Source organism: Kineococcus sp. NBC_00420 (assembly GCF_036021035.1).
Lineage (GTDB): Bacteria > Actinomycetota > Actinomycetes > Actinomycetales > Kineococcaceae > Kineococcus.
On record NZ_CP107930.1, the window covers coordinates 380,312 to 392,684 of the forward strand.

Genomic DNA, 12,373 nt, shown 5'->3' on the forward strand with positions numbered 1-12,373 from the left:
ACTCTCCATTACCTTCTACTGCCTTCTGCTACTTTCCAATGACTCAACGGCCGCCATTTCGATATCAGGCGAGGACGGCGCGGGTCGTGGCTTCCTGCTCCGTGAGCACCCCAGCGATCAACGACTGACGCTGGTTGATCTCCTCCACCGCCGAATGAATCCCACTCAACGACGTCACCACCGCCTGCACCCGATCCTGAATGGTCGCGACCTTCCGGCTCACGTCATCAGTAGCACGCTCGGTCTGACTCGAAAGCTCCTTCACCTCACCAGCCACGACCGCGAACCCCTTACCCGCCTCCCCCGCCCGCGCCGCCTCGATCGTGGCGTTCAACGCCAGCAGCTTCGTCTGCGCCGCGATCGACTGGATCGCCCGCACCACATCATCGATCTCCGAGCTGGCCTGCCCCAGCGCCGCGACCTGACTGTTGGCCTCCTGCGTCAACGACTCCCCCTGAGCAGCGACCTCAGCCGCGGAAGTCACGTTGCGCTCCACCTCCGCGATCGAGGACAGCAACTCCCCACCCGCCTGGTGCAGACGGGTCTCAGCAGCGAAACGCTCCATCGCCTGTCCCACGAGGAACGCAGTGTTGCGCAACGCGCTCTCCCGACTACTCGACATGATCAAGGTCCGGGTGGCGAAGAAGTCCATCGTCCCGACCAGGCGCCCACCGACCAGCACCGGCAGGCAGACTCCTGACTTCACCCCCGCCCGCTGCGCCGCGGGAGCGCGGACACAGTCGGTCATCTCCCCGAGGTCCTCGACGAACATGAAGTCCTGCTTCGCCCAAGTCCGACCCGAGAGACCGACGCCCTTGGCGAAGGACGCCGAGAGCGTGACCCGGCGGAACTCCTCCCCCGCATCCCCCGACTCCAACTCGAAGCGCAACACAGGTGTCCGCGCATCGGATTCATCCAGTCGCCAAAACGATCCGTACTGCCAGTCGAAGTCACGGCGGATCGTCTCCAACGCGGTCCGCAGCGCGCTCTGCTCATCCGCAGCGGTGGTCAGTTCCCGGATGACGGTGGAGACGGCATCGACGTCCTGAGCGGCCTTCTCCTGGCGGACCTGCTCGTGGACACGTTCCAACGCCCCCGACACCAGCACGCCGACCGCGCGCAGGGCGTCCAACCGGCCCGGAGAAGGGTCAAGTTCCTCGGTGGTGAAGAAGTCCATCGTCGCCACGACCTGGCCGTGCTCGATGATGGGGAAGCACACCCCGGACTTCACCCCGGCCCGCTGCGCCGCGGGTGCCCGGACGCAGTCGGTCATCTGGGCCAGGTCCGCGACGAAGACCAGCTCACGCGAACGCCACGCCCGTCCCGAGAGCCCGACACCCTCAGCGAAGGACGCAGTCAGGGTGACCTCGCGGAACTCAGCACCCGCGGTCCCCGACTCCTGCGCGAAGCGCAGGACACCTGCCTCACGGCGGTGGCCCCGCTCACCGGATGGGTCGAGGGTCCAGTAGGAGCCGTAGGCCCAGCCGAAGCGTTCGCGCACCGTCTCCAACGCGACCCGCACCGCCTCGCCCGGGGTGGTGACCGTCGCCAACGCGCGTACGACCTCCGTCATCGCCGCGACGTCGGCGTCACTGTCAGCCGCGTGGCGGGTCAGGTCAGCGATCACCGCCGCCTTCCCGGACGACCTACCCAGCGATTTGCCGGACAGTCTGACGCGCGACGTCTTCGCTGCGGGATTCGTGAACACGGCTCTCGGTCCGATCTGAGTGACACGCCCCACCAGGTGGTGGATCGTTCAAGGCATCGGGGTCTTTCCCCAGGCCCTTGAACGGTTCGTGAACCGTTCACTCCCCAGGCGGTATCCGCACCCACCGTGTGGGTGAGCCCACACGCCACCCATTCGCCGGGGTTATCACGCACGGGTACGAGCCACTGTCTAGAACTAACTAGAAACTCATGAGAACTGACTATAACTCAGCAGAACCCCCCGTCCTGGGTCTCCGATGGTGCGCGGTGTCTACAGGCGGCCGCAGACGTCATTGCTGCTGCGAACGGGCGTTCTACACCCCGCAGCGCTCAACCACCCCCCGTCCGGCACCGACCACCATCAGGCACCTCCCGCGCCTCAATGGAAAGAAGCCCATGAACCTCCCCTCCACACCCACGACTGCTCTCACCCCCGCACAGCCCCCGGTTCGCGCTTCCTCCCCCACCCCGCACGACACCCCTGACACCGAGCCGGACCACCAACTACGCGCCACCGCGGACACCCTGGATCAGACCGGCGACCGGCGCAGCGCAGCCTGGATCCGGCTCCAGCAAGGCAACCACCGCTGGGCGCACGGAGAGAGCGACGCCGGCCTCGGGCGGGGTGTGCAGCGCCGTGCAGACCTGGTCTCCGGGCAGACCCCGTTCGCGATGATCCTGTCCTGCGCCGACTCCCGCGTCCCCGCCGAACTCGTCTTCGACCAAGGCCTGGGTGACCTGTTCGTCGTCCGCACCGCCGGACACGCTCTCGACGACACCGTCCTGGGGTCCCTGGAGTACGCCGTCAGCATCCTCGGTGTCGACCTGGTACTGGTGATGGGCCACCAGGGCTGCGGAGCCGTTGCCGCTGCAGCTCAGGCCGTTACCGGTGGCGCGATCCCCGGGGGCCACATCCGCGGCCTGGTGGAGCGTCTCAGCCTCAACATCACCGCCGCCCACCACGCCGGCTTCACCGAGGGCCACGACCTCGCCCGGTGGCACGCCGCCGCCACCCTCGAACAACTCCAGCAGCGTTCCAGCGTCTTGAGCGAAGCGGTCTTCCACACCCGTGTCGGTGTCATGGCCGCCACCTACGAACTGACCACCGGACTCGTCGTTCCCGTGCCCGCCCGCCGCCCTGTCCCCACCGCGGAAGACGTCAACCAGAAAACCGCGCGCATAGAGGAAGGCCTCCACGTCGAGACCCCGAGTTTCAAACTTGTGGACGTCGAGGCCCGGGATGTAGAACCAGCCCACGCAACCACCGCATCAATAGCAGCAATGCTGGCGGCGTCGAAGTCGACCGTTTGAACGTCCACGCGAGCGGAGCTGGGCTCAACAATATAGGCAGCTCAAGACCGGCGGTGCTCGCGAATGTGCACGCCCATCTACTCCATCCACTGAGCACTGAGGTCCTCCGCGGACTGCGGGGGACCGCAGTGGAAACCCTGCACGTAGTGGCAACCTGCACGAGCGACCTGCTCAGCTTGCTCCTCTGTCTCCACCCCTTCAGCGATCACCTTCAAGTCCAAACTGTTCGCAACGGTGACCACGGCGCTCACCAGGGCCTTGCGGCGCGGGTCCTGACCCAGCCCCGCGATCAGGGAACGATCGATCTTGGCCATACGCACCGGCAGCTCCACCAGCCGTGACAAGGAGGAGTAACCGGTCCCGAAGTCATCCACCGACAGCGGATGCCCGCGACGTTGCTGCTCATGCAGGTTGGGCAGCACCTGCGGATCGATGAAGGCACTCTCCAACAACTCCAAACCCAAGTGCTGGGCTCGCAAGCCGTGGCGGGCCACGGCCGTGGCCACCGTCGCGGTCAAACCCGGGTCGGCCAGCTCCCGGGCACTGAGGTTGACGTAGACGCACTGGGGGGCCCGCTCCCCCAGCTGCTGCAGCCAACGGCCCATCTGTGCACACGCCTGGTCGATGACCCACTGCCCAATACCCACGATCAGACCGTTGGCGATGGCCACGTCGATGAAGTCCGCCGCAGGCAGCAGACCGTGATCAGGGTGCTGCCAACGCAGCAGGGCCTCGACGGCGTGCACGGCCCCGCCCGCATCGACGATGGGCTGGTAGTGCACCCGCAACTGCCCGTAGGGCAGAGCACGCGCCAACTGGCGCTCCAACTGACGGGTGGAGCGGTGCCAGCGCACCGCCTCCAGCGGCAACGGGTCAGGTGCTGCCCCCTCTGAGGTGCCGAGTTCGATCAGCTGGTCGTGGTGGTGCTGCTTGACGCGATACATCGCGGCGTCGGCATCAGCCAGCAGGTCATCGGCGCTGAGGTGCTCTTTGCTAAACGCCACCCCGATGCTGGCCGAGACCACCAGATCCACCCCGGCCGCGCGGATCGGTTGAGCCAGGATGCGACGCAGACGCTCGAAGACGGCCTGCACGTGATCTTGCAGTTCAGCGGCATCACTTTGCGGCAGGTTCTCGCACATCAGGACCATCTCGTCCCCGGCCAGACGCGCCAGGGTGTCCTCATCGCGCAGCGTGGCGCTCATACGGGTAGCCAGAACGCTCAGCACCGTGTCCCCGGCGGCGTGTCCGAGAGTGTCGTTGACGGCCTTGAAGCGATCCAGGTCGATGAAGAAGACCGCGACAGTGCGCTGGTGACGTCGTGCGGCGTGCAGGGCGTGGGCGAGACGGTCGAAGAGCAACACCCGGTTGGGCAGGCCCGTCAGCGCATCGTGGTTGTTGCGGTGAGCCAGTTCGACCTCGGCTCGGCGGGCGTGGTCACGGTCGGCGGCCATCGTCAGGTAGGACGCGGTCACCTGGGCCAGCAGGCGCGCCGCCAGCAGCTCCTGCATCTGCCAGGTACCGACTTGGTGTCGGTAGAGGTCCAACGTTCCCCACACACGCCCGCGGCTGAGGAGCGGGACCGCGACCATGGCGGCGAAACCCGCCTTCAGGGCCAGCTCCGCGAACTGCGGCCACGCCGTCTGCACCGGGTCGCGGAAGTCGTCGACGATCACGTCGACCTGAAAGAGCAGCGCGTCGTGGCAGGGGCCTTCCTGCATCAGCTGCTGCAACCCCTCCAGGTCGTCCAGCTCGGGGCGACTGGCGTGCACGAAACGCATCGGTTCATCCGTCTTGATCATCACGCCGATGCCGTCGACGTGCAGGTGCTCCACCGCGATGTGCGCCAGGTGCGTGAGCAGCTCGTCGGGGCTGATGTCCTCGCTGGCGGCTGCGGCCAACTCGACCATGGCGCTGAGCAGTGTTTGCGAGCCTGGACCTGCGTCGGAGCTCATCGTGCCCTCCCCCTCGTTTGGAGCGAGCTGAGGTCACCTGACCCTGTGACGATCCTCGTCTCCGAAGGCCACGGCGTCGTAGGACTGACCCGGCGCCACCCGCGGTGACACGTCATATCGCTTCAAACTACTGCACCCCGGATCCCCTGACTCCACGTTTGGGAAACAGACGCAATGATGTCCGGCATGACGGACCCCACCAGCAGCAGCCGCACTGACGTTGACAGCACTGCCGACGACGGCACAGGTATTGACGGCACAAGCAGTGACCAGCTGGGCGGGCAGGACAGCGGCGAAGACATGACCGGTGCCTCTCATCAAGAGGTCGCCGACCTCGTGGACGAGCTGGAGGAGAAGGCCCTAGCCGAAGCCGGCGACCCCCAGCACAAGATCGCCGAGGAGGCTCACACTTCCGGGACTGACCGGGCCGCTGGAGACGCCGAGCCACCTGTCTGAGGTGGACCTGACCGCCCCACCCCTCGAGCCCACGAAGTGCTCAGGCCCCGGAAGACGACACCGAGGATGCGCCGGTCGTCGTCAGACCCAGCTGCCTCCGGCCGCCCGTTTCCGAGATGCTCCGCCAGCACCAGGCGGCGCCACGAGACCTCGTTGATCTGCTACTCGCGGCGATGAGCGCTTGGTCGTGAAGGACGATCGCGCAGCACCCGGGCCTGCACAGACCGCCGCCGGTTCTTCGTGTCCCAAAAGAGGTCACCGGCGCAAGCGCGGACGTGCAGGCGCCAGGATGGTCTGTGTCAGCGACGATGAGCACCGTGAGTCAGCGATCCTGGTTGATGGTGCGGGCGAGACGCAGCGAGTTGCGCACCATCGCCGTGCTCCAACTGATAGCCGCCGCCGGCTGGTGGCTGCTCGCCTTCTACCCGGACCGCAACGACTGGTTCCTCCTGGTAGCGATCCTGTGGACCCTTGTGGCCGTTCGGTCGCTGGTGTCCTGGCGGCTGTGGCGACCGCAGCCGTGGCCACCGGCCGAGCCATTTGGGTCCGAGTCGTATGGGGCCGAGTCGTGTGGGGCCGAGCCACCCAAACGCTGAGGACAGTACGTGAGCATGACGCGGGCCCGGAGTTAGGGAATCATCGGCATCGGGCCTAACGATCCACAGGCAGCGGCCTCGTTCGACGAAAGACCCACCACGCGCGTGCGTGAAAAATCCGCTCATAGGCCTCTACTTCGCGTTAGTAAGCCCTCAGCAGCAGTCGCTTTCAAACCAGCAACTGCCTGGCCCCTCGTCCTCCCCCGGCGCAGCAGCAAGACCACGATGACGATGACGTTCAGCTTGATCCAGACGTCGAACGTGACGACGTCCTTGGGCGCCGCCAGCCCGACAATTACTACCGACGGGGCGACCCCATTGAAGGCCAGGACGGTTGAAGCGCGCTGGGCGAAGGCTTCCCCCGCTTGTCGTGGTGATCGTGCATCCAGCGTGCCTGCTCGATGAAGGCCTGCACGATGCTGGGGTCCGTAGCGGGGTGAGTAGCCGGTGCCTCCTGGCCCGAGCCCGCCCCCTCGTGACGAGACGCAGCCCCAGACCCGGGCTGGGCTGGGCTGGGCTGGGCAGACCATGTCGGCGGTGCCGGACATCTCACGATCCGGTCCGTGATCGCCATCTCGCTGCCTGCCTCGGCGTTTGCTTCTGTAATTGTTACACCTAGAGCGTTACATTTGCAGCATGAGGACGTCGGATCTGACCACGGTCACCGACCTAGCCGCCGGCCAGTGGGGCCTACTCACCACCGCCCAAGCCGCTCAAGCCGGCATCAACCGGGTACAGCTGACCCGCATGGTCACCGCCGGTGTCCTCGAGCGCGTCGCGCACGGCGTCTACGCCACCCCCGCCGTCCTCGGCGACGACCTGCTGTCCCTGCGGACCGCGTGGCTAGCGCTACAACCACGCGCCTCCGCCAGTGACCGCCTCGCTGACCCCCTCACCGCCGGGGTGGTCTCGCACACCTCCGCCGCCCACCTGCACCAGCTCGGTGACCTTCTCGCCGACGAGCACGAGCTGACCCTGCCGAAGCGATATCAGTCCACCCGCGCCGGCGTCCGCGTCCACCGAGCCACCCTCACCGCCGGCGAGGTCACGCTCGCCGCGGGTCTACCCGTGACCACGCCAGCACACACCGTCGCTGACCTGCTCAGCGCCGGTTACGACCTCGAGCACGTCGGGCAGGTCGCAGCCGATGCCGTCCGCCGCGGCTCGACCACCCCTGACGAGCTCGCCGTAGCGCTGCACCCGGCCGCCCCACGCTACGAAGCCGCCGACGGCACAGCCCTGACCCAGCGACTACTGGACGCCGGCGGCCTGGCCCCTCACGAACGGCCCGGCTACGACATCCGACTCGCCTCCCGACTGGAGCTGCTGCGCCGCTCCCTGGAGCAATCCGGGATGCACTCTCCCAGCACCAGCACCGGCGATGACAGCAACCGCCCCGTCATCGCCGGTGAGAGCAATCTCGCCATCGTGGCCACTGGCGTCATCACCCTGGCCACGCTGATGGAAGAGATCGCCGCCGACCCGCGGGTACGTGCGGCAGTAGCCGGACTCGCCCAGCGCACCCGCGCAACTCTCGCTCCGCTACGCAACCAACTCGTTCACGGCATCACCCCCGCAGTGCATGGCGCACGTAGCGCACGTTCTCGCCTTGAGGCGGCGCTACCCAGCCCGGACACTCAAGAACGAATCGTGGATTGGTTCGCCGACCCGGACAACCAGGCCGCGCTGACCCAGATGCTCACCACGCTGCAGATGCTGACCGCCAATCGGACGCCCGAGGGCTTCTCCACAGCCATCGACGAGCCCGCTCACCACGACACAGACAACGACGCAGACAACGACGCAGACAACGATGAGGACGCAGTCTCAGATGAGACCGGGGACGGCCACAGCGGGGACCGCGAGCGCCGTGGCGATCAGTCTGGGCGGGGTGGCCATCTCGGGAGTCCACGTGAGGAGTGCCGCGCTGTCCGGGGAGCTACCCAGAGTGGTCATGATCGTTTAGGTGAGGGCGCTGACGTTGGCGCACTGACCGGCGATGGTGTCGATGGTGGTCGTGCTGCTCGTCCAGCGGCCGCGGTAGACGAGGGGCGCGAGCAGTGAACGCCTTGCCCTACCGTGACGGCACCGCGTTGTGGCGGGCGCTGACCGCCCGGGCGCGGACTGCAGCAGCTGACAGTTCCCGCCCGGGTAATGAGCTGCTTCGACGCTTCGTTTACGACCGTCTCCTGGCCCGCGTCTTCGCTGATCTCCCCCCAGACCCAGACCTGGACCCGGGATCGAACTCGACGCGGGATACGGAGTGGGTGCTTAAAGGTGGGACGGCGGTCTTGGCCCGCGTCCACGACGCCCGCCACAGCAAAGACATCGACCTCCTGCACCGCCTCGGGGACATCGATGACGCCCTGGCTGCGCTGCGCGCAGCGCTCGAACGTGACCTGGGCGACTACTTCCGTTTCGTGCTGGGGACGGTGCGCCCCGTGGGTGGGCGCCAGCAGCCAGGCTTGGCCGGATACCGCGTGCAGGTCGAGGCCTACTGCGGGGTGCGGCGCTGTGAGAGATTCGGCATCGACCTGGTCACGGGTTCCCTCATGACCGCCGCCCCCGAACTGGTCCGTTCCAGCACCCCTTTGGACCTGCCCGGTCTACCCGCACCGACCGTGCGCGCCTACCCGGTCGTGGACCACATCGCCGACAAGGTCGCCGCGACCGAAGCCCGCTACCACAACGGCATCCCCACCATCCCCAGCATGCCCACCCACGTCGCCGACGTCGTTGTGGGAGACGCGGGAGTTGCGGGACATGTGCGCGACGCCTTGGAAGGGAATCCCTCGACCCGGGTCCGTGACCTCATTGACCTGATCGTGCTCGCCCGCACCCAGGACGTCGACGGCGCCGCCCTGCACACCGCCATCGCCGCGGAGCGAACCCACCGCGGCCTAATGCACCGCGACACCTTCACCGTCCCCGCCGACTGGGCCACCACCTATCCGAAGCTGGCGGCCGCGACCCCGCACTGCCACGACCTGCCACAGCTGACATCGGCCGTAGCCTTTGTCAGCTCGTTCCTCGAACCCGCCATGACCGGCAGCGTCGAGCATCATGTGTGGTCCGCTGTCGGCCACCTGTGGCGACCTCGCTGACACCGAACCGCGCCCGCGGCTTGACCTCTCCTAACCGCGCCTACCGACCTACCGGTGAGGGGCGACTGAAGTCGGGGCAGATCGGTAGTGGAAAAGCAGAACGTTCACGATGACTGCTCGTGCCCTCTACGTCGCACGAATACGTGGGTATCACCGGTGGCAAGGCGGCGGCGAACACGCTAGGACATCTTGACCGTGCGCCTGGTGCTTTCTCGGGTGATGAGACTGCCGCTGAGGGACAGCACCGTGCTGGGCCGTTCTGGTTGATCGATGCGGGCCATCAGCAGACGGACAGCCTCAGCCGCCATCAGCTGTCGAGGTTGTCGCAGCGTCGTCAAGGTGGGCATGGTCAGCGATGCCAGAGAGATGTCATCGAAGCCAGTGACCAAGACGTCGCGGGGAACGCTGATGCCGTGGTGGGCGAGGCGGGTGATGAGCCCGATCGCTGAGAGGTCGCCGCCACAGATGATGGCCTGAGGTAGTGCGCCGGTCCTCATGAGCTTGTCGGCTGCTTCGGCTCCCCACTCCAGGGAGAACTGACCGTCCAGCACGTGGTCTGGGCGCAGATTGATCCCGTGATGACTAGACCAGCGCTTGACGCTCGCCAGACGCAGCAGTGCGGATGAGCTGCCGGCAGTGGAGGTGACAAAGGCTGCGTTCTTGATGTCGAGTGCAGCGAGGTGTTCCACGACCAAGCGCATCGCCTGGTCGTCGTCCAGGATGACGCGGTCGGTCTGGCTGCCCTCGACGTAGCGGTCGAGCTGGACTACGGGCACCGCGGCCGCAGTCAAGTCCAGCGCGGCCTGGCTCGCTGTGGACTGACAGGGACTGATCAAGACACCGTCGACGGTGCCTCTGGTCAGCGACGCCAAGCGCATCGCCTCAACTTGCGGACTGTCTCGGGCGTCGCACAGGAACAGGTTCAGGTCGCGTTGAGCGAGGTCGAGTTCGACGTGCTCGACCAGGCTGGTGAAGAAGGGGTTGCTGATGCTGGGGATGACCATGCCGATGTTGCCCGTGCGGCCTCGTCGCAGGGCTCGGGCTATCGAGTTGCCCTGGTAGCCCAGCTGGGTCGCAGCCTGGCGAACCCTGGCCGCGGTGCGGGGGTCACCAGCGCGGGTGCCGGAGAGGATGCGCGAGGCGGTCGCGGTGGACACCCCAGCCGCTGAGGCGACGGTCGCGAGCGTGACGTCAGGCAATCGGTCTCCTCAAAGCACTCATGTTAAATCCCCGTTTCACCGCACCAGACGTCTTGACCGGCGCTTCCCGGCCATCCTAGGGTCACCGACGCATGGTAATCGATTGCACCGCTGGTGCCGTAGGGAGCACACCCACCGTGACGAAAGTTCTACTGGCCGGGGAGTCCTGGTCGGTCACCTCGGTCCACACCAAGGGCTTCGACAGCTTCACCACCGTGGACTACGCCGAGGGCGGTCGGGCGCTGATCAACGCCCTCGATCAGGACGGCATCGAGCTGACCTACATGCCCTGCCACGTGGCTGCCACGCACTTCCCCAGCGACCTCGAGGCCCTCGCCGCCTACGACGTGGTGCTGCTCTCCGACATCGGCGCCAACACCCTCCTGCTGCCCGCGCGCACCTTCGTCACCGGCCAGGCCAGCCCCAACCGGCTGCACCTGCTTAGGGACTGGGTACTCAGCGGTGGCGGCTTGGGCATGATCGGGGGCTACCTGTCCTTCCAGGGCATCGAGGCGAAGGCGAACTACCGCACCAGCGCACTGGCCGAGGTGCTACCCGTCTTCATGGAGGCCGGTGATGACCGCGAGGAAGCACCTCAGGGCGTCAGTGCCCTCATCCAGGCCGAGCACCCGATCACGCGCGGCTTGGCGGGTCGCACTCCCGAACTACTCGGCTACCAGCGACTCACCGCCAAACCGGACGCGCAAACCCTGGCCACCATCGACCGGGACCCACTGCTGGTGGTGGGACAAGCCGGCGCCGGACGCACCCTGGCCTATTCAAGCGACATCGGGCCGCACTGGGCCCCTGACTCCTTCACCGACTGGTCCGGTTTCGCCCCCTTGTGGCAACAAGCCGTGCGGTGGCTCGCAGGCACCGACCGTCCCTCGACCGACAACACCGTTCTCGGCGAGTATCCCCTGACCAACCTGCACCACTTCGCGTCGAAGGAGTGACCATGAGCGTTCGTCAAATCCGCCTCAAGACCACCGGCACCACGGCAAAGACCTCGCGCCGGGTCCTGTTGGCCGCCTTCGCCGGTGCAAGTCTCACCCTGCCCCTGGACGCGTGCAGCGCTGAAGGGAACACCAGTACGCAAACCTCGGGGACCGGCGCTGATGCGGCGGGACTGACCAAGGTGCGCTTCGTGCAGGAGTGGCCCGTCGCCGACGGCTTCTGGATTCCATGGGTTGTCGCTGCGGAGAAGGGTTTCTTCGAGCAGGCCGGCCTCGACGTGAAGATCATCACCCCGCCCAATGTCGCAGCCACCATGCAGTTCCTCGGTACCAACGAGGCCGATCTGGCCTTCAGCACATCCCTGGACGTCTTGACGGCGCGCTCACAAGGAGTGCCCGTGATCGGCATCGGAAAGTACGGGAACGGAAACAACTGGGGGCTGATGTCGAAGTCGAAGAAACCCGTCACTCCTGCGGAGCTGGTCGGCAAGAACATCGGTACCTACAACGACGCCTGGTCCAACGCACAGCTGTCCATCATGCTCGGCTCGATCGGCAAGACCATCGACGACGTCACTCTCGTGAGCGCTGACTCCAGTACGGTGCCACTGCTCGTCCAGAACAAAGTAGACGTGATCACCGGCATCACCAACGCTGAGGGCAGTGAGCTGGAGTCCCTCGGAGTCAATGACTACTCCATCGCCTACTCCCGTGACTACGGCGCCCCTGATGCTCCCGTCTTCCTGCTGGCCGGCAACGAGAAATGGCTCTCAGCCAATCCCCAGGCCGCGAAGTCCTTCATCACCGCAGTCCTGCAGGGCCTGAACTACGCCCGCGAGCACCAACAAGAGGCCGTCGACATCTTCATGAAGACCTACCCCGACGCTCAAACAGCGGAGTTCACCACGCTGCAGTGGACCGCAACAGCTGCCCTCTTCGGAGATGCGAAGACTGCAGTCGAGGCAACCGCCTTCACCCAGCAAGACACCACCTGGCAGGAGCTCATCGACGTCGCGGTGAAGTACGACGTCATCTCCTCCTCCCTAAAACCCAGCGAGCTGTACACCAACACCCCTCTGGGGGCCTGAG

At 66.3% G+C, this 12,373-nt stretch carries 9 protein-coding genes; 6 read left to right on the forward strand and 3 right to left on the reverse strand.

What is annotated here, in order from left to right:
• Window positions 1-64: 64 nt before the first annotated feature.
• Complete coding sequence (locus OG218_RS01860; protein ID WP_442906445.1) at window positions 65-1,573, reverse strand: GAF domain-containing protein; 1,509 nt, start codon at window positions 1,571-1,573, stop codon at window positions 65-67.
• 530 nt (window positions 1,574-2,103) lie between these two features.
• On the opposite strand from OG218_RS01860, the gene OG218_RS01865 reads away from it, so the two are divergent.
• A complete protein-coding gene (locus OG218_RS01865; protein ID WP_328291504.1) occupies window positions 2,104-3,018 on the forward strand; it encodes a carbonic anhydrase in 915 nt (304 codons plus the stop codon).
• A gap of 77 nt (window positions 3,019-3,095) precedes the next feature.
• On the opposite strand, the gene OG218_RS01870 is transcribed toward OG218_RS01865, so the two are convergent.
• Complete coding sequence (locus tag OG218_RS01870) at window positions 3,096-4,973, reverse strand: putative bifunctional diguanylate cyclase/phosphodiesterase (RefSeq protein ID WP_328291505.1); 1,878 nt, start codon at window positions 4,971-4,973, stop codon at window positions 3,096-3,098.
• A 186-nt stretch (window positions 4,974-5,159) separates the two neighbouring features.
• On the opposite strand from OG218_RS01870, the gene OG218_RS01875 reads away from it, so the two are divergent.
• From OG218_RS01875 to OG218_RS01885, 3 genes are all read left to right on the forward strand, one after another.
• Window positions 5,160-5,429 (forward strand): hypothetical protein, encoded by a 270-nt coding sequence (locus OG218_RS01875; RefSeq protein WP_328291506.1) that lies wholly within the window; start codon window positions 5,160-5,162, stop codon window positions 5,427-5,429.
• Between the two features lie 1,232 nt (window positions 5,430-6,661).
• On the forward strand, window positions 6,662-8,089 hold the full coding sequence (locus tag OG218_RS01880) for a type IV toxin-antitoxin system AbiEi family antitoxin domain-containing protein (RefSeq protein WP_328291507.1): 1,428 nt from the start codon (window positions 6,662-6,664) through the stop codon (window positions 8,087-8,089).
• Complete coding sequence (locus OG218_RS01885; RefSeq protein ID WP_328291508.1) at window positions 8,086-9,129, forward strand: nucleotidyl transferase AbiEii/AbiGii toxin family protein; 1,044 nt, start codon at window positions 8,086-8,088, stop codon at window positions 9,127-9,129. The genes OG218_RS01880 and OG218_RS01885 overlap by 4 nt, the downstream gene beginning before the upstream one ends.
• A 179-nt stretch (window positions 9,130-9,308) precedes the next feature.
• On the opposite strand, the gene OG218_RS01890 is transcribed toward OG218_RS01885, so the two are convergent.
• Window positions 9,309-10,328: a LacI family DNA-binding transcriptional regulator gene (locus OG218_RS01890; protein ID WP_328291509.1), complete on the reverse strand. Its 1,020-nt coding sequence runs from the start codon at window positions 10,326-10,328 to the stop codon at window positions 9,309-9,311.
• A 92-nt stretch (window positions 10,329-10,420) separates the two neighbouring features.
• On the opposite strand from OG218_RS01890, the gene OG218_RS01895 reads away from it, so the two are divergent.
• Both OG218_RS01895 and OG218_RS01900 read left to right on the forward strand, forming a co-directional pair.
• Complete coding sequence (locus OG218_RS01895) at window positions 10,421-11,284, forward strand: glutamine amidotransferase (RefSeq protein WP_328291510.1); 864 nt, start codon at window positions 10,421-10,423, stop codon at window positions 11,282-11,284.
• 2 nt (window positions 11,285-11,286) lie between these two features.
• Window positions 11,287-12,372, forward strand: coding sequence for an ABC transporter substrate-binding protein (locus OG218_RS01900; RefSeq protein ID WP_328291511.1), 1,086 nt, complete (start codon window positions 11,287-11,289; stop codon window positions 12,370-12,372).
• Window position 12,373: the final 1 nt, after the last annotated feature.